We start from the raw sequence: 18781 nt of genomic DNA on the forward strand, positions 1-18781 counted from the left end.
TACTCATGGATAAACTTTTGAAGGGCATCGTACATTTCAAAAAAGAAGACTTTGAGAAGCATCGAAGTCTGTTCAGCAGTCTCAGCAGAGAACAGCAGCCGCATACACTGTTTATAGGCTGTGCCGACTCAAGAATCGTCCCTACACTGATAACAAAAACACTCCCGGGAGAACTGTTCATCATCAGGAATATCGCAAATATGGTTCCCCCCTACCGCCTGGCAGATGAATACCTTTCTACAACTTCGGCCATTGAATACGCAATACAGGTTCTGAAAGTGGAGAATATAATTATCTGTGGACACAGCAACTGCGGAGGATGTGCATCTCTTTATACAAGTAGTAATAAGGCGTTGCCTCATACTGAAAAGTGGATGGAACTTGCCGAGCCGATTAAAGCCCAGGTTGAGGCACAGGTATCCCCTGACGACCCTTCTGCCAGAGAATGGCTGACAGAGCAGAGCAATGTTGTGGAGCAGATGAAACACTTGTTAACCTATCCCTATATTGCCGAACGTTTCAAAAAGGGAGAACTTGATATTATGGGATGGTACTACATCATCGAAACAGGTGAGGTATTCGGTTATGACAGAGAAGAGGAATGCTTCAATCTTCTCAATTAGTCCTCAACAGCTATGCTCTGGATGTAATAAGACCAATAGCCACGGCTCCTTTACCTGAGTGCATGCCGACAATGGGAGAAATTGAACTTATATATTCGCTTTCCTGATCCAGTTCATTAGAAACTATGGAGACAAATTGTTCAGCCTTAGCCAGTGCATCTGCATGTACCAGTGCATAGCGTTCTATTCCGTTGCTTTCGCTGATATTTCTGATAAGTTTCTGTATTTTGCTATTGAGTCCTCTGCTGGTAAAGGCTTTATCAAAGGCTATCCCCTTGCCATTTGAATCCAGTGAGATTATAGGTTTTAGATTGAGAGCGGCAGCCGCAAATCCTTTTAACGGACTGACCCTCCCCCCTTTGACCATAAACTTGAATGTGCTCACACTGACAAAAATTCTGATTCGCTTTTTTAGCTCCTCTGCCTTCTCACTGAGTTCCTGAACAGTCAAACCTTCTGCTGCAGCTTTTGCCAGTTCCACAACCAATAATCCCTGGGCAACAGAATTCAGACATGTATCAATTACGGTAATTCTATGGTTCTTCTGATTGTATTCTTCAGCTGTTTTGGTCATCTGCATCCAGGTTCCACTCAATGCTTTTGCAACGGGAAGAACCAATATGGAATCATAATGATCTAAAAGTGCTGTATACAATCCTCTCACCAGGGGTTTTTCGGGAATCGAACTACCCGGAAAAGATTTTCTACTCTGCTGCATTCTGTAAAATTCTTCCGGAGTGATTGTCAGTCTATCCAGATACTCATCATCATCCCAGCTCAATTTAAGATTCAACACATGAATCTGATATTTATCCAATATTTCCCGGGGTATATCTGCAATAGAGTCTGTCAAAATAGCAACTTTAGATATCGGACTCTGAACCATCTGTTCCTGACGGATCATATCATCCGCTTTCTGCTGCACTATAGTACCCATGGGCTGCAAAACCTTAATAACGTTATCCGGGTGATTGCTATGAATATGGATACGGCAGCTGTTTCTTCCCTGCCCGACAATGAGGGAGTCCCCCATTTTTTTCAACGTACTGCGGATCTCCCCCACAGGAACTTGAAGATCCGTTAAAAGTACCTCTGTACAGTATCTGAATTTTATTTCCTGATGCCTATGAATCTTCTCGCTATCATGATTATGATTTTCAGGTATTTCATAACTATTCAGTTTTTTACGTATATGAAAGGGAGTAAATCCATTTTCACTGATGGTCTCAATTCCTTCCAAAAAACTTACAAACCCCCAGGCACCGGCATCAAGAACATTATTTTCTTCAAGAACTTTCAGCTGTTCGGGAGTTTTATTCAAAGCTTTTTTTGCAGCAGCAAAGCCCAATGTGAGTAATTGAGGAAAATTTTTGACTCTTGTACTCTCAGTAAAAATGGCTTCTGACCATTTTTTTATTACAGAAAGGATTGTGCCTTCCTGTGGATTCTCCATAGCTTCATAAGCAAAAGCTACAGACTCATTTACAATTATCCCGAAACGGCTACAGCTCAGCTCATCAGATTCATCCATATTTATTGCTATGCCGTTTATGAACTGGGAGAGAATCATACCAGAGTTTCCACGGGCACCTACAATTGACAGGTCAGCAATACCATTCATAACTGATGTAGCCGATTTTGTTGAACGCATTCCTGTTACTATTGTTTTTAATGTTTTCACCATATTATTCCCGGTATCGCCATCAGGGACCGGAAATACATTAATCTGATTAAGATATTCTCTATTTTGAGAGATATTCAGATAACCCGAAAGAAATCCATGATATATCTCATAGCCTGTAATACTGGTTTCTTCCATATCATTTAACCTCATTGGTTCATTATCTTTATTTTATTTCTGTCGTAACCTTTCTCTGTCATGGAATTAATAATTCCTTCAAGATCAAAGCCGTCAAAAGCATCTCTACGCACCATAATCCACAGATAATTCATTGAATCTGTACCAATAACTGTATAACTGTAGTCGTCGGCTAATTCAATTATATAGTAATTAAATTTCAAAGGCCATAATGGACTTATTTTCCAGTGTGCATTGGTGCTGGAATCTATAATCCACCCTTTCTGGGTCATGACCTTTTTCTTTTCAGGTTTATTATTTTTATAATAACTGTACTCAATATCAATTTCACCATTTTCTTTTACAGTGTATGTCTCCAATCCTCTTTGAGCATTTTTCTCAAGGGGAGAAGGAATAAGAGCTGCCACAAGCCATTTACCTGAGAATTTTTCCATGTCTACATACTCTACGGTTTTCACTTCTGTCTCCTTCGTTCCCCCTGCAAACACATTTTGAAGGAGAATAATACTAAATATCATTACCATATAATTCTTTTTCATTTCATACCTCTTTAATTCTCAATACATGACTCAGCCATGCTGACAGATTCTGCCAGAGTACTGCACACATACCGGACAATTTCTAATTCATTTTGAAGCGATTTGTCAGCTCCGGAGCCGGATACAATCACTTTGATTTTATTAGAAAACTCAGCTTGCAGCACTTCAAGTGCCGTTCTTAAACCATTTATATGTATGGGACGAGTTATTGAAAAATTAACAACATCAACTTTTAGAGTTTCTATTACTTTCTTAAGATCTGCCATAGGAATATTAGTCCCCAGATTAATGACCTGCCAACCTGCTTCCCTTAGAAGACAGGCATTCATAAGAAGAGCAAGGTCATGATCTTCTCCGGGAGCACACAATCCCAGCCAGACAGGAGAGTAATCCCGTTTATGATTCTGAGTATAATTGAGACAACTTACGTAAATAAGTTCTCTCACCCTCTCAGAAATTATATGCTCTTCAGCAGCAGTAATTGCTCCTTGTCTCCATAACTCACCAGTCTCAATCAACAGAGGAATAATAACTTTATGAAATAAATCTGAAAGAGATAAATTTTCTTCATCTCGCCACTGATTCAGGTATTCCCGGCTTCTCAGTGTACTTTCCTTCTGCACTATCTTAAAAAACTCATCAAGATTCCCCATCCCCTTTTGCCCACTTTTTTCTTCTTGGAAATGAATAGACATGAGATTGTCAAGTGAGACACGGAGTGACTGGGAAATATTCCTCAGCTGTTCCTCTGAGGGGAATCTGTTTCCCCCTTCATAATTGGCTATTGCCACCTGAGTGACTCCTGTATCAAGAGCCAATTGTTTCTGTGTCATACCTTTGAATTTTCTATAATATTTCAAATTCTCTGAAAATAGTTTCTTTCCCATACCTCAAATATATCTATTTGTTATTATTTGTCAAGTTTTACTTGATTTTATCTCATATTGTTATTATATATAAACCATGATACTTTAGGAATAACTAACTAAAAGAGTTGAAGCAATCAACTTCAGCCTGAATAGAAATATACAGAAGTGATTTTAATCACTCTGGTTATACAAGGAGAAACATGATGAACAAGGCAATAGTTTTATTAAGTTTACTGGCAGTCAATACTGTTTTTATTTACTCTTTAGAAAGAGAAAGCATGGAAGGTATTATTTTTAAACAGAATACCTCTGAGATTATTTATACACAGAAAGAAGTAATCAAAGAATATGAAAACAGCAGACAAATAGAACATATATATTATAGAACAGATGGATCAAAGGCTGCTCAGGAATCTGTGTTACTCATAGATAATGAACTCGTATATTATGAAACTATTTTAGATGACCTGGGAATGAGAGGGACCATTCGCCGGGAAGAAGACAAAATGATAATATCTTATAATGTAGATAATATACTAAGGGAGAGATCAATAAAGTGGAGAGAAGGACTGGTTGCAGGACCTATGCTCGGAGGATTCATAATTGAAAACAGAGAAAGGGTACAGCAAGGTGAACAGATAGAGTTTTTACTTCCCTTTTTTGATAGACAGTTATTAATTCCTTTTAAACTTAATTATATTGAATCTGATGAATCAGAGATTGAAAAAGAGATTATTATAGAGATGAAGCTAAAGAATTTCTTCTTAGGAATGCTGGTGGAACCAATAGAATTTGTACTGGATAGTTCCGATGGAACCATAAAAGAGATACACGGACCAACAATTCTTCCGGACCCTCAAAACAGTGATAAGAACCAGATGTTATTTGCTGATATTTTCTATAGCTACAAAGGAGCCTTATAATGATCCTGTTTATACAATCCAATCCTGTAATTTCATCACTTATATTTTCATTTACTATAAACATGGGTTTTTTTGCCTTCGCCGCTACTTTAAAAACGGACAAAGTAACAGATCTCAGTTACAGTTTAAGTTTTTTCATACTGGCACCGGTTCTACTATTTTCAGCTGGTAATAGCTATATTTTAGAACAGCTGTTCCTGACCATATCCATAATGATCTGGGCCTTAAGACTGGGTGCCTACCTTTTAAAGAGGATTATCACCATAGGCAAGGATGATCGCTTTGATGATAAAAGAAATGATTTCTTAAAATTCCTTAAGTTCTGGATACTCCAGACTCTGGTAGTTTGGGTAGTAATGCTTCCTTTCAGCCTTTTTCTGACAGCAAGACCGGTTCAAACCTTTCCTGGATCAACGATTACAGGACTCTCAGTATTTCTTTCAGGTCTTATTATTGAATCCTTTAGTGATGCACAGAAATTCACTTACAGGTCTAAAGAAGGGAATAAGGGTCACTGGGTGGATACGGGTTTATGGAGATACTCAAGACACCCCAATTATTTTGGTGAAATATTAGTCTGGTGGGGCCTGTTTATTGTAGTAATTCCCACACTTTCAGGATGGGGATGGCTGACAGTTCTTGGACCTGTAACCATTACTCTATTTTTATTAAAAGTCAGCGGGATTCCGCTTCTTGAGATACAGAATGAAAAAAAATATGGAGAGAACCCTGAATTTGCATCCTATAGAAAGAATACAAGTCTTTTAATTCCCCTCCCCACCAGGAGAAGAAAGTGATCTGGTTTACCCTTCCTATCCTTTGTTATTTAATCGGATCTATCCCTGTGTCACTGATTGCAGGAAAGATAAGCAGGGGAGTCGATATAAGAGAGATAGGGAGTGGTAATGCGGGAGCGACAAACTCATACAGAGAGCTGGGTTTGATTACAGGTATTATTGTTTTACTATTTGATGTTCTAAAAGCTTTAATACCTCTTCTTTTTATTAAGTTATACTTGGAAAAAAACAACATACCATCAGAACTGGTTCAAAGAGAATTGTTGATGGTTATATGTCTGTCATTAGTCATCACAGGACATGTATTTCCCGTTTTTGCCAAATTCAAGGGGGGGAAGGCGGTTGCTTCAGGAGCAGGAGGGATTACTGCTGTCATCCCGATACTCTCACCCCTCTGCCTGATTGTGTTCCTGTTAACAGCAACAATAACAAGATATATATCTTTGGCATCGATCTTTTCCGCCTGGTCTCTTTCCTTATTTTATACAGGACTTGTTCTATTGAAGAGACAGGATTTCTCCCTTGTTTTCATGATTTACTTCATTCTTATTGGGATGATCATCACCTTACTTCATAGAAAAAATATCAGATCTCTTATTAATGGATCTGAGAGGAAAATTTCCAAATTCTCTAAGAATCACTAAGATATCAAATTGATTGAGTCGATCCCTGTTATTTCAGCGAGGAGCTATATCACTATCCCACTCTTCATTATTCTGAATAGTTTCCAGCTCTGATTTCCTCTGTTTCATAAAACGCATATTGATACCCAGAATCATAAAAGAAAGGACAAAAGTCCCTATGACAACCGCCGGAAGGTGGCCTCCAATAGAGACATGGGCAAAGAGTGGAATATGGAGAAAGAAGTATGTAGCCAGAGTAATAAATGGAGTGAGTGTTATAAACATAACAGGTGTCCACTGGGAAAACTTATATTTGGCCTTCTTAAAAACAATCTGTACAATAATCCCGCCGATCAGCATGGATGCAAGATATTCAACAGGAACAAAGAAAAGAGAAACTCCCTGCATAGGGCCTACTCCGCCGCCGCCTTTAAACTTGTAGAAGATCGGTTTACAGTGCCCCAGAACGGCTGCAATCCCGATAAGATAGAGCACGGCAAAGTTTAAATTGTTATACTCCCTGAAAAATATTAAATGGAAGATAATAATGGGAATCATAGCCTTTAAGGCATCCAGAAAAGCAACAAGAAAACCCCAGACTTTACCGACATGACGCATTACATTCGATGTACCGGGATTCAGATTACCCATGGTTCGGATATCCTTGCCGGTAACAACCCGGGTTATGATGATGGCATAATTTACACACCCTGAAAGATAGGAAATAAGAATAGCCGTAAGGACCTTGAGTACAAAAATCATGATGAGTTATCTCCTCTATTCTGGTTTTATGTTTGGAACAGCCCCTGCTATTCCAGAGAAACTATTAGTTCTTCCCGGTTCTGACCACCGTATAATTCCTCTATTTCAAGAGTATCATTTATCTGATGCAGATATTCCTTTACCTCAGCCAGACAGGAGTCATCAAATTTTTTCCCCTTGAAAAGGGATATATTGCCCATTCCTGTGAGATCATATTTTGCAAAACTTTCCAGGATGACCTTGCTCCGGGTTTTGGCAACAGAGAGTATTTTACCGTCTGCAATAGAGAAAAAGTCACCTTTTGAGATATCCTCATCCCCAAATCGTGTATTCATACTGCTTTCAAATACGGAAAAGGATTTTACAAACTCCAGACAGTCATGCATATTCTGTGCATTTTCTGCGATGGTGTCGTTTTCACTGAATCCGTACATCCCGGCAATTCCCCGGGATACATTTTCTGTGGGAAGAATTGATACTGCCTTGTCACATTCATCCCTGGCCATGATAGCTGCAGGAATAATGTTTTTATTATTTGTAATGATAATGATGTGATCATTATCAATCTCTCCCACTTTCTCGCACAGCTCATGGGCAGAAGGTAGTTTTTCATCATAAGAGATGGAGTACTCTGCACCCAGATTCTGGAAAATTTCGGCAAAACCATCACCGGGAATACAGACAAGAACGGCGTTATCCGTCGCATCCGCCTTCTTGTTAAAGAGATTTACCTGATCCTGCATATCTTCAATCTTTGTTTTTTCAATTTCCCCGTATGCAGAAAGATATTCTTCCAGCTCCCCGGGATTGTTTGTATGTATATGCAGTTTTAATAGATCATCTTCGGCAACAAGGGCAATACTGTTGCCCCTGGCCTTGAGGTATTCTCTAAGGTCTCCACCCGGAATCTCTTTATCCAAACGGACAAGAAGCTCTGTGCAGAAACGAAAACTGACATCATCTCCACCATCAGTATCATCCCCTGTCTGGGGAGGAAAGCGGTAATCGGCTTCTATTTCCACCTGAGGTTCGGTTCCTGTCAGTGCTGAGAGAAAACCATCAAAGAGGACAATAAACCCAAGGGCTCCTGAATCAATGACTCCTGCACGGGCAAGTACGGGCAAATCATTGGGAGTATTCTCCAGGGCCGTTCTGGCACATTCCAGAGCGCCGCTGAAGAGTTCCCGGACATCCGCTACATCCACAGAGCTCATATACTCAGTCATGGCTGCGATGATTGTGATCATCGTCCCTTCGGTAGGTGAAAACAGTGAAGTATTAACCAGAAAGGAGCCCTGAGAGAATCCTTCTCTCAGATCCTTCATGGAGATAGCGTCATTTTCAGCGGAAGCATCAAAGAATCCGGCAAAAAATCGGGCAAGTATAAATCCGGAATTACCTCTGCTGTTTCGATTCAGTTCTTCACAGAATATCCTGGCGATATCTGGCAGGGTCAGTGGATTTGCCTTCTCCAGTCCTGATACGGCAGCCTTAAGACTGCTGGACATATTAGACCCTGTATCCCCATCGGGAACAGGGAATACATTGAGATTATTCAGAATCTTATGGTTTCTCTCCAAATGAAGAGAAGCTTTTATAAAGGATTCCTTGAGTAAATCCGGATCTATCTGGGTCATTGGTGCGGTCTCCGTGATCATTTAAAAATTGTATATCCTATATCGTAAAAATCGGGTCCCGCATGGGGCATATTGCTGTGATTGGTGTAGTGAACTTCGGCGTGAACTTCAAAATCCTGCTCATCCAGTAGTTTTTTAAGCTCCTGAGCCTCCTCTTCATGAGGTCCGATAACAGAAAGAACAGCTCTCAGCTTTGTTCCATTTTTCTTTGCCATATCATCCTGAATAATCTTGATGAATCTCTGGTTTGCCTGATGGTAATTTTTAACCTTACCGATAGACTTTAATACTCCCGGTTCTTCTTCAAAGGATCCCAGAAGTGCGATTATCTTCATGGCTGAACCCATCAGGGCTTTTGCCAGTCCCAGTCTGCCGGTCCGGTGAAGATAAAACAGGTCATACACAACACCCAGGTGGCGGGTATTATCTCTGGCTTTCAGAATAAAATCCTTCACATCATCATATTCCATCCCGCTGTTTACAGCTTCGGCAGCCTGCTGCACTATGACACTGTATGCCGATGTCAGATGCCGGGAGTTAATATGCTCGATATCAAGTTCGGGATGCTCTTTTAAAAGTTTGTTAATAACAGCTACTGTAGCCGTCGTGGCTTTACTGTTCTGATGAAGAGAGATGATCTTTTCTCCCTTGTATTTAAGGTAGACCCTCTCAAGATCTTCTTCTCTTAAACCGGAGGTAGTAACTTTGTTGTTCTTATCTTTCAGTATAAGACGCAGTTTATCCTTTTCCTCACGGCTCATATCCATAGATGCAGGATAGGGTTCACCATTCAGAAAAATAGGAAACTCAATAACATCAATACCCAGAGCTTTAACCGTGGGTTGCTCAAGCTGAAGTGCAGAATCGACAACTAATACCATATAAACTCCTTTTTAAGACCGAAGGACTAAATGTCTCATTCAGTTCATGTTACTACTTTTTCCGGGTTTTCGGGTACTCTCAAAATTATATTCCCTTTCGGGTAAGAAACACAGGGATGAATCCAGCCGAATTTCTTATCAGCCTGACGAATACCCGTAAGTCCCTGATCCGCAGAGATCTCTCCCGAAAGGAGCAGAGAACGACACCAGCCGCACTCTCCAGCTCTGCAGGATGAAGGAGCATCTACTCCTCCCCGTTCCAATGCTGTTAAAAGGGTCTCATTGGACCGGGCTGTCAATTCAATATCTTCTGCCCCGCCCTTCAGGGTCAGGCTGTATTCTTTAAAAGTCTGATCTCTTTGATCTGTTCCACAACCATAACTTTCCCGGCGAATAAATTTGGGCCTGAGTGAAAAGGCAGCCAGTTCTCCGTCCATATAACTGTGCATTTCCGGAGGTCCGCAGATAAAAAAGGATGATTCTACCTTCTGCGGGGAAACCTTATCCAGACTGTCTCTGATTATTGCAGAGCTGAGTACCCCCTGAGTGTTCATGGCTTGTGGAAAATAGAAAAAGGAGTCGGGATACATATCTGCAAGAGCCTTGAAATCGGCGGAGAATACATCGTCCCCATCTTTGTTGAATCCGTAAAACAGAAAGATTTCCAGATCCTGACTCAATAATTCAGGAATCATCGAACGGAAGGGTGTTATCCCGGAACCTCCCGCGATACAGATAAGTCGATCTGCATCTCTCAGGGGATCATAATAGAAGTTTCCCTGGGGTCCCGATGCATTCAGCCTGCTCCCTTTCTCCCACTGACGGAATACATGGTCGCTGAAATAACCATCCATATCCAGCTTCTTTCTTTTGATGGTAATTTTATAAAAGTTTCTTTCCATGGATTCGGAGGGTGAAGATGAAATTGAATAAGGTCTCTTTAAAACAAGCCCCTCCTCACGGGAGGAAAGAACAAGATACTGACCGGCTCGGAAGGCTGCAATTTTCTGTGTTGAAGAGACCGGACGCAGAATAAATGATCTCATATCGGAGCTTTCATCAATGACTTCATCAATAACAAGATCCTGTGAATCGGGATGAATCAACCCGGAGAGAAGATTGACACTCCCTTCACTCCTCTGCTCCGATGAAGCAGCAGTAAATAATTTTTCCCTGATCTTGAGGTGCTTTCCAAAGGCTAATAGATCCAGAAGGCTGTTTTTAATCACAATTTTCATGATTTATCCCCTCTGGAAGATAAAATATCTTCCGCGGCAGCTTTACCGGACAGGATAGAGCTGCTGTAGCCGTGGGCCCTGTAGGAGTATCCTCCGCAGAAAACCAGTCCCTTAAAATAGTTTTCCTTCTCCTTACCCAGTACCCGGGGGATTATCCCATCCCAGGGTTCGGGCTCATATCCGTAAACCAGTCCGTTCCAGGCACCCGTATAGCGGGCAAATGTCTGTGGAGTAGCCACTTCAATCTCTTCAATATGACTTCTCAGATCGACCCCGGTGGCCGATTCAAACTGATTAATCATTATGTCGGCTATGACTTTCTTGGCTTCAAAATAATCCACGGGGAGTATTTTATCCCATGACCCGTCACTCTGCCCTACAGTCATGGATAAAATGCATGTCCCCGGGGGAGAGCAGCCGGGATTCCCGACATTGAGGCAGACAGAAGCCTGCATAATATTTTCTGATTTATAATCATGGCTTGCTTCATACAGCTCCTCTGTATCCATATGGGGAGCGATAAAATAACTATAGTCCTCCAGACCCAGTGATTTATGATCAATATCCAGTCCCAGATAAACCACAGCCAGGCTGAATCCGTGTATCCGGCTGTTAACATTCTGATGAGCCATCTTCGGGATATCGGAAGAAGGAGAAATAAGACTGCTGTAGACTCTGGTGGGAGAGCTGTTGCACACGACATTCGGGCAGGAGATTTCTTCGCCTGAAGAGAGCCGAACTCCCCGGACTTCTCCATTTTCTGTCAGGATTTTATCAACCCGGCTGTTCATTCGGCACTCCCCGCCCTGAGCCTCTATGGCATGAATAAAGGCAGATGAAATTTCATGAGATCGAAGCGTGGGAATGGCAGCCGAATGACTCATATAGGCATTAAGCATTGAAGCCCAGAGCGAAAAAGAGACACGCTCCATGGGGACTCCCAGATAACACCAGTAAGGATATAGAATATCCTTTGCAGCCTGGGGGATTTTTAGAGCATCAGCCACCTCTTCGGCGGTATAGGAACCGGTTCGAATGAAATTGCCGTGTTCCCTGAGGAGTTTGAGATAACTGAGATCATCCTGATGATTATTGAGATATCCGAATGCTGCCTGAACCTCAATACAGAGATCCCGGTAGTTCTCAAGGGGCTCCCGGCTGCCGGGAACATTGTCAGCAATGACATCGATAAGATTATCCCAGCCGAAGGGGACACGAACATTTAGATTTTTCTCTGTAAGAATGACTCTGTAAGCTTCGGGAATTTCCAGAAAATCAATATCAAGTTCCGCATCATCTTTAAGATAACGAATGACACTTCGAATATCCTTTGTTGTTGCCGGATCGGGAATCTCATGAAGAGAGGGTTCAAACTCAAAGCGACCCCGTACAAAACTGCTGGCAAATCCGCCAGGCAGGTTATGCTGCTCCAGCAGCAGTGTTTTAATTCCATTTTTTGAAAGTTCAAAAGCCGCACAAAGTCCACCAAGACCGGCACCCATAACAACAGCATCATAGCTCATAATGAACATTAGTATACCAGTAATAATGAGAGGGGGGGGAAATATTATTCCTCCCCTGAAATAGCAGATTGGCAGGATGCACTTTCATCGGGTATAGTGGCTCCATGATCAGAAAATTCATCTCCTATTACAGGCCCCATAAAAATCTTTTTATCCTGGATATGTTCTGTGCTGTCACAGCTTCTGTCCTTGCCATAATATTCCCCTTTATAACCAGAACCCTCCTGGGAGAATACCTTCCGGCAGGAAATTTAAACATGATATTCAAGGCTCTGTCTCTTATGTTCGCCATCTATATTGCAAAAGCCCTGCTGACCTACATCAGGGTCAAATGGGGACATATTCTTGGTGTCCGGATTGAAGCCGATATGAGACGGGACCTTTTTGCCCATATACAGAAACTCTCTTTCAACTACTTTGACAAGGTAAAAACCGGACACCTCATGAGCCGGATATCCAACGATCTCAATATAATTGCCGAGGTAGCCCACCATGCTCCCGAGGATCTTCTGATATCCACAGTGGTCCTGATCATGGCGTATTCTGTCATGTTTGTTTTCAATGCCCAACTGGCATTGATATCCCTTATCCCCCTCCCTTTTATGCTGATATGGGGTCTGATAATGGGTTCCCGCATGAGAAAAGGATTCCGTCTGGTCCGGAAAGAGATCGCAGACATCAACAGTACTGTAGAAAACTCCGTACAGGGTATCCGAGAAGTAAAATCCTTTGCAAATGAAAATATGGAAAACAGTAAATTCCATAAGACCAATACAAGTTTTCGAATGGCAAAAGAGATCATGTATCAGAAGATGGCCCAGTTCCACTCATTTATGGACTTCCTGCGGGAGATGTACTACTTCTGTATTATTGCAGGAGGAACATTACTTATTTTTCAGGGCAGTCTGGCCCTGGTGGATCTTCTTGCGTTCATCCTCTATGTAGGAGTTGTTCTGCCACCCATTGACCGGCTGATTAACTTCACCGAACAGATGCAGCAGGGAATCTCCTCCTTTGAACGTTTTCTCGAAGTCATGGAACTTGATCCGGATATTATAGATAGTAAAGATGCTGTCCCATTCCAGCCCACAGGGGCCGGTCTGAACATAAAGAATCTCAGTTTCCGTTATGAAAAATCTCCCGACTGGATTCTCAAGAATATCAATATGGAGATCAAAGTAGGAGAAACCATTGCTCTTGCCGGTGAGTCGGGAGCAGGAAAAAGTACTATAGCTGCATTGATCCCCCGTTTCTATGAATTGAACAAAGGTGAAATAACAATTGATGGACAGAAGATCTCTTCAGTAACACAGGAGAGTCTAAGAAAATCCATAGGCATTGTGCAGCAGAATGTATTCCTCTTTGACGGTACTATCAGGGAAAATATATCCTATGGAAATCCCGATGCCACAGAAGAAGAACTGCAGGAAGCTCTTGTAATGGCAAACCTTGAGGAATTTGTGGCAGGACTGACTGACGGAATCGAAACAGAAGTTGGAGAGAGGGGGGTCCTTCTTTCGGGAGGACAGAAGCAGAGAATATCCATCGCAAGAGTGTTTCTGAAAAACCCTGAACTGCTTATTCTGGATGAAGCCACCAGTTCACTGGATAATGAGTCAGAAAGCCTTATTCAGGAAGCTCTGTGGAAACTCAGCCGTGACAGAACAACGATTATCATCGCACACAGACTTTCCACCATCATGAAAGCTGATAGAATCTATGTAATGAAGCAGGGAGAGATAGTGGAACAGGGTTCCCATACAGAACTGCTGGAGATGAATGGTTACTACAAATCACTGGCTGATAAGGGCACTCTTGTAGCAGTGGAAGAGTGACAGGAACTTTAATCAATTTAAGACAGTAGTTTAATAAAATCCTGTGGAGGAACGGGCTTGCTGCAGAAATACCCCTGATAGAGGGGACAGCCCATCTCCTTAAGCTTTTCAACCTGTGCCTGCTCTTCAACTCCCTCGGTGATAACACTGAGATTGAAATATTCTGCAATACTGAGGATTGTTTTAATAAGTACATAATCATCATGGTTTGTAAGAAGAGTCTGGGTAAAATAACGGTCAATCTTCAATTTATCCACCGGCAGCCTTTTCAGGTAACTCAGAGAAGAATACCCGGTACCGAAATCATCAAGAGCAAATTGGACTCCCTCCTTCCTGAGGGTCCTGATCTTGGAGACAGTCATATCGAAATCAGAGATAAGAACACTCTCGGTTATCTCCAGGACAATCATGTGGGGAGGGACTCCGGACTCCCTGATTTTACTGATCATACCTTCGGCGAAACCGGGCTGAAGAATCTGCTTCATACTTATATTGATGGAAAGATATTCAAGCTCTGTTATGCCGCGGTCAAGCCACTCCCGGAACTGACTGAGAACCTGACCTACAATCCAGTCCCCGAGGATCAGAATCTGATTGGAACTTTCAGCAGCATTTATTATATCTTCAGGAGAAATAAACCCTTTAGTGGAGTGATTCCAGCGAAGAAGTGATTCGGCTGCCACTATTTTCTCATTATCTGTTTCAACAATGGGCTGATAGTAGATAGAGAGCTCATTATTCTTCAAAGCCTCCTTCAGTTCTACCTCAAGAACCATCCTCTTTTTCAAATTCTCTTCCATTCCCGAATGGTAGTAACTGCTCCTGTTTCGTCCCATATCCTTGGCATCATACATGGCTGTATCGGCAGATTTCAGAATATGCTCCGCCGAATCATCATCAGATGTGAAGACGTAAACTCCGATACTGGTGGAGGTCTGTATATTTTGCTTATCAAGAGAGATGGGGTTTGAGAGTGCATCATGAATCTTACCGCAGACAAGATCTGTATACTGAACTGCCTTTTCCGCACTGATATCCAAGTTAGGGAGCAGGACAATAAATTCATCCCCCCCCAGGCGGGCAACCGTATCTTCTTCCCTCAGGAGAAGCTTGAGCCTCCTGGCAACTTCAATTAAAAGAAGGTCCCCCATCCTATGTCCCATGGTATCATTAATCAGTTTGAATTTATCCAGGTCAAGAAAAAGAAGCCCCCCCAGATGACCATGCCTCTGAACACTTTTCAAAGCCTGTTCCAGGCGGTCCTTTAAAAGCTGCCTGTTTGGGAGATCAGTCAGAGTATCATGGTAGGCCTGATATTCTATCCTGTTCTGTATGCGTATACGCTCGGTGAGATCTTCAACAATACCGACACCACCCATAAGCTCACCAGAATTCCCCAGAATAGGAGAAGTTCGAAGAGATATCCAGATATCATTCTTTGAATGGGCAGTATGATAAGGACCTTCATAAAACCCCTTTTCATTTCCTGTAACACTATTCAAGGTCGAAAAAACTCTTTTATCCGGTAGATTATGCATATCAAAGCCGTTCATTGATCCTGATTCAACTTGTAAAATTTGGGTAAAACTGCTGTTACTGTTCTGAATAATCAGACCGAGATCATAGTAAAATATTCCAGCAGGAGCTTCTTCGAAAATGGTTTCATATCGTCTCTCATTAAGCACATTTTTCTCTAGACTGCTTATATGCTTCAATTTCAGATGAAAAGTATTATTTATGTGTCTGTTTAATGTAAAAGACCAGAATACAAGGAAGATATAATACAGAAACAGGACAAGAGGCTGATGCATATTATTTGAAGCCGCTGTGTCTACAGAGGAAATATAGATCATAGGAAGCATCAGAATATTAACATGAATCAATGAGAGGGGAAGACTGACAGAGAGATTGATCATTCCCCCTGTTGCAAGGGCCTGAATGATAACCAGAAAGATAAGATATTGGGAAGTTTCAATATGGGGATACAGTATTAAAATAACTGCGGCCCAGCAAAGTGTAGAAAAATGCAGACTCCCGAAGCCCCAGAACAAGGCCAAGGTGCTGTTTCTGTCCAGGAGACTTTTCCGGATCATAAAAACATAGGGAAGGCGGATGATATTAATTAACAGAAGAAGTCCAAGAACCAGGGAAATTCCTTCTGCAAAAATATACTCTGAGAATAGAATTCCTGTAAGAACAACAGCCGCCAGGTTGGCAATTATACCTTTTAAGAAGCTATCATGAATGCTCTGAAATCTTAATTCTCTGACATGGGGATCTCTTTTCATACTTCTAATTGTCTCCGGAATTAATTCTAATGCATTATAGAGGACTTTATTAATAAAAAGAGCCCTTCCGCAGAGTGAACAAAAGGGCTGAACTTGTCAATATTCTGAGCTAAATCATTGCCTTTGAATCAGTTGTCTCCCTGAATATCTCTGTCATAGAGGGACTCAAAGTGATTTTTATGATTTTCCTCTTCAATAACAAGCTGAGTAAAAACTTTGCGGATCTCACTATCTTCAGACTGATCTCTCATAACTGTGTACAGAGCAGCTGCCCTCTCCTCTTTTTTCATGGCGGCAATAAGAATCTCCTGATAGGTCATATCATCAGAAATCTTCACGTCATGGAGATAATCGGAAAGCTTAAGATCCCCCGGAATAGTCTGAGACAGCTTTGCTGTGGACTGCCTCTCTTTTACACCTTCAAGCAAACGCACATGCCCGACTTCCATCAGTTCAAATTCATTTAAAACAGATTTCTGGGACGCAAACCGGGAACGGTTCTGAAGATCCTTATAGAACTGAACCGCATCCTTCTCTCTGGCGATGGCAAAATCCATGATTTCATTAAAACTGCGCATTATTTAGTACTCCTTTACTATCAGAGTGAGTAATATCACTCCAGCGTTTAATTCTGTTAAGACCTAAGGGCTTGAAGGTATTTATCAATACCAATCGCGGCAGCATGGCCGTCAGCTATGGCTGAAACCGCATCTTTAACGGAGTTGGCAATATCACCACCCGCAAAGATCTTTGCATTTCCGGTACGGGACATATTATCAATGACAACAGAGTAGCGTTTGATCTCAACACCCTCATAGCCCTCTTCCGGCAGATACTGGTAATCAGATCCCTGCCCTATGGCAGCGACAATGGTATCGGCTTCTGTCAGTTCAGTAGAATTTTCGATCAGTACCGGTTTGGGTCTCTGACCGGCACCCTGATCCACCATTTCTGCGTGTCCCCAGGTCATCACAGGTTTACCAGAGGCAGCAGTCTCCACCTTCATGGGGATGGCCTGTGGTACCATAATAACACCCTCTTCAAGAGCTTCATCAATCTCTTCCTGATCAGCAGGCATATCGACAATTCGTCTTCTGTAGAGAATTGTGACTTCGGCGCCATAGCGTCGGGCGGTTCTGGCGGCATCCATGGCCACATTTCCACCACCGATGACTACAACCTTATCCCCAAGTTCCGGGTCTTTTCCATTGGTCACATCTTCCAGTATGGAGAGTCCCGTAATAATACCGGGAAGATTTTCACCTTCAACACCGAGACCATAGGCAGAATCCAGACCTGTAGAGAAGAACAGGGCATCATGCTTCCCGGCCAGATCCTTAAAGCTCAGTTCCTGACCGATGAGAGTATTGTATTTAATATCCACACCCATATCTGTTATAGACTGAACATCTTTATCCAGCTGATCGTAGGGCAGCCGATATTCGGGGATTCCGTAGCGGAGCATTCCCCCCGCAGCTTCTCTTCCCTCATAAACAGTCACTTTATGACCTATCATCCTCAGATAATAAGCTGCCGACAGCCCTCCGGGACCGGCTCCGATAATGGCAATATGTTTTCCGCTGTCTTCCTCGGGAGCTCCCAGTATATTGGCATAGTTTCCCAAATCTACCTGATCGGCGATATACCTCTTGAGCCAGCGGATGGCCAGGGGATCTCCCTGATGACCGATGGCACAGACATCCTCACAGCGGTGAGTACAGACTCTTCCGCAGGAGGCAGGAAAGGGATTGGTTTTATATAAGAGTCTGAGACCTTCTTCTGTATTTCCCTCTCTCACGGCCCGGATATAACCGGGTATGTCCATATGAGCGGGACAGGAGGCCACACAAATTCCGCATTCAACACAGCGATCAGCCTCTTTAACAGCCTGCTCCCGGGAATAACCCTGAATAAGTTCGGCAAAGGACTTGATTCCTTCCCCGGGCTCCATGGCCTTCATATCTACACGGTCATAGTTCAGAAGGCTGTAATTGTCGGAATCCCGTCTATAGCCCTCTTTTCTGTCATCCCAGGGTTTTTTGTCGTATCCCGGAACAAAACGGAACACTTCAGGGTCCTGATCCACCCAGACATACTCGTTGCTCATCCGGAGTGAACTTGTGGTACAGACATCCACACACAGAGCACACCAGCAGCATCGGCCGTAGTCAATTTGAGGCCGCAGTCCGCTGTCACCGTTATTGGCTTCCACCCCTTTTACCGGAACAAGATCAATGGCTTCATTCTGACAGATAACTTCACAGGTACCGCAGCCGATACATTTATCTCCGTCATTGATATGAAATCCCCTGTAGCGCTCGGCTCCAGGTCTCTCATCAATGGGTTTACTGATGGTATAGGGTTTTTCAAAGGCTCTCTTCCACACCGCGAAAGGAGCAATTACATCTTTTATACTCATTTTCC

16 protein-coding genes and 1 pseudogene are annotated in these 18781 nt (G+C 42.4%); 5 read left to right on the forward strand and 12 right to left on the reverse strand.

Annotation, left to right across the window (positions count from 1 at the left end; translation table 11 throughout):
- Nucleotides 1-5 precede the first annotated feature (5 nt).
- Nucleotides 6-623: a carbonic anhydrase gene (locus DV872_RS03780; RefSeq protein WP_114628515.1), complete on the forward strand. Its 618-nt coding sequence runs from the start codon at nucleotides 6-8 to the stop codon at nucleotides 621-623.
- A gap of 10 nt (nucleotides 624-633) precedes the next feature.
- Here the strand turns inward: DV872_RS03780 and DV872_RS03785 are convergent, their stop codons facing one another.
- From DV872_RS03785 to DV872_RS03795, 3 genes are read right to left on the reverse strand one after another with little or no spacing between them, the layout of a single operon-like run.
- Nucleotides 634-2457: a DegV family protein gene (locus tag DV872_RS03785; protein WP_114628516.1), complete on the reverse strand. Its 1824-nt coding sequence runs from the start codon at nucleotides 2455-2457 to the stop codon at nucleotides 634-636.
- Nucleotides 2454-2981 (reverse strand): lipocalin family protein, encoded by a 528-nt coding sequence (locus DV872_RS03790; RefSeq protein WP_114628517.1) that lies wholly within the window; start codon nucleotides 2979-2981, stop codon nucleotides 2454-2456. The genes DV872_RS03785 and DV872_RS03790 overlap by 4 nt, the downstream gene beginning before the upstream one ends.
- A gap of 11 nt (nucleotides 2982-2992) precedes the next feature.
- Nucleotides 2993-3868 carry a cobalamin-dependent protein gene (locus DV872_RS03795; RefSeq protein ID WP_114628518.1) on the reverse strand — a complete coding sequence of 292 codons (876 nt, stop codon included), beginning with the start codon at nucleotides 3866-3868 and terminating at the stop codon, nucleotides 2993-2995.
- A gap of 185 nt (nucleotides 3869-4053) precedes the next feature.
- Here DV872_RS03795 and DV872_RS03800 point away from each other — a divergent pair, with 185 nt between their 5' ends.
- The 3 genes from DV872_RS03800 to plsY are packed head-to-tail and all read left to right on the forward strand — an operon-like array spanning nucleotide 4054 to nucleotide 6214.
- Nucleotides 4054-4773 (forward strand): hypothetical protein, encoded by a 720-nt coding sequence (locus DV872_RS03800; protein ID WP_114628519.1) that lies wholly within the window; start codon nucleotides 4054-4056, stop codon nucleotides 4771-4773.
- Nucleotides 4773-5570 carry a DUF1295 domain-containing protein gene (locus DV872_RS03805; protein ID WP_114628520.1) on the forward strand — a complete coding sequence of 266 codons (798 nt, stop codon included), beginning with the start codon at nucleotides 4773-4775 and terminating at the stop codon, nucleotides 5568-5570. Before DV872_RS03800 ends, DV872_RS03805 begins: the two co-directional genes overlap by 1 nt.
- The gene (gene plsY, locus DV872_RS03810; protein WP_199563421.1) at nucleotides 5567-6214 is read left to right on the forward strand and encodes a glycerol-3-phosphate 1-O-acyltransferase PlsY; all 648 of its coding nucleotides are present in this window, start codon (nucleotides 5567-5569) and stop codon (nucleotides 6212-6214) included. The genes DV872_RS03805 and plsY overlap by 4 nt, the downstream gene beginning before the upstream one ends.
- Before the next feature lie 33 nt (nucleotides 6215-6247).
- On the opposite strand, the gene DV872_RS03815 is transcribed toward plsY, so the two are convergent.
- Genes DV872_RS03815 through DV872_RS03835 form a run of 5 tightly spaced genes read right to left on the reverse strand, consistent with a single transcriptional unit; the run spans nucleotide 6248 to nucleotide 12234 of the window.
- Nucleotides 6248-6955 carry a glycerol-3-phosphate acyltransferase gene (locus tag DV872_RS03815; RefSeq protein WP_114628521.1) on the reverse strand — a complete coding sequence of 236 codons (708 nt, stop codon included), beginning with the start codon at nucleotides 6953-6955 and terminating at the stop codon, nucleotides 6248-6250.
- 47 nt (nucleotides 6956-7002) lie between these two features.
- Nucleotides 7003-8592, reverse strand: a complete 1590-nt coding sequence (locus tag DV872_RS03820) for a DAK2 domain-containing protein (RefSeq protein ID WP_158546817.1) — start codon at nucleotides 8590-8592, stop codon at nucleotides 7003-7005.
- 17 nt (nucleotides 8593-8609) lie between these two features.
- Entirely contained in the window at nucleotides 8610-9473 is an 864-nt protein-coding gene (locus DV872_RS03825) for a DegV family protein (protein WP_114628523.1), read from the reverse strand.
- Between the two features lie 44 nt (nucleotides 9474-9517).
- Nucleotides 9518-10711 (reverse strand): iron-sulfur cluster-binding domain-containing protein, encoded by a 1194-nt coding sequence (locus DV872_RS03830; RefSeq protein ID WP_114628524.1) that lies wholly within the window; start codon nucleotides 10709-10711, stop codon nucleotides 9518-9520.
- Nucleotides 10708-12234: an NAD(P)/FAD-dependent oxidoreductase gene (locus DV872_RS03835; protein WP_158546818.1), complete on the reverse strand. Its 1527-nt coding sequence runs from the start codon at nucleotides 12232-12234 to the stop codon at nucleotides 10708-10710. The genes DV872_RS03830 and DV872_RS03835 overlap by 4 nt, the downstream gene beginning before the upstream one ends.
- 104 nt (nucleotides 12235-12338) lie before the next feature.
- Here DV872_RS03835 and DV872_RS03840 point away from each other — a divergent pair, with 104 nt between their 5' ends.
- The gene (locus tag DV872_RS03840; RefSeq protein ID WP_114628526.1) at nucleotides 12339-14069 is read left to right on the forward strand and encodes an ABC transporter ATP-binding protein; all 1731 of its coding nucleotides are present in this window, start codon (nucleotides 12339-12341) and stop codon (nucleotides 14067-14069) included.
- 17 nt (nucleotides 14070-14086) lie between these two features.
- On the opposite strand, the gene DV872_RS03845 is transcribed toward DV872_RS03840, so the two are convergent.
- From DV872_RS03845 to DV872_RS27225, 4 genes and pseudogenes are all read right to left on the reverse strand, one after another.
- Nucleotides 14087-16357 carry an EAL domain-containing protein gene (locus DV872_RS03845; protein ID WP_114628527.1) on the reverse strand — a complete coding sequence of 757 codons (2271 nt, stop codon included), beginning with the start codon at nucleotides 16355-16357 and terminating at the stop codon, nucleotides 14087-14089.
- A 128-nt stretch (nucleotides 16358-16485) separates the two neighbouring features.
- Nucleotides 16486-16935: a ferritin family protein gene (locus DV872_RS03850; protein WP_114628528.1), complete on the reverse strand. Its 450-nt coding sequence runs from the start codon at nucleotides 16933-16935 to the stop codon at nucleotides 16486-16488.
- Nucleotides 16936-16991: 56 nt separating this feature from the next.
- Nucleotides 16992-17981, reverse strand: a complete 990-nt coding sequence (locus DV872_RS27220; RefSeq protein ID WP_370446648.1) for an FAD-dependent oxidoreductase — start codon at nucleotides 17979-17981, stop codon at nucleotides 16992-16994.
- Nucleotides 17982-17996: 15 nt separating this feature from the next.
- Nucleotides 17997-18776 (reverse strand): annotated as a pseudogene (locus DV872_RS27225) (4Fe-4S binding protein); the annotation flags it as partial.
- Nucleotides 18777-18781: the final 5 nt, after the last annotated feature.

Origin of the sequence: Oceanispirochaeta sp. M1 (assembly GCF_003346715.1) — a bacterium.
GTDB lineage: Bacteria > Spirochaetota > Spirochaetia > DSM-2461 > DSM-2461 > Oceanispirochaeta.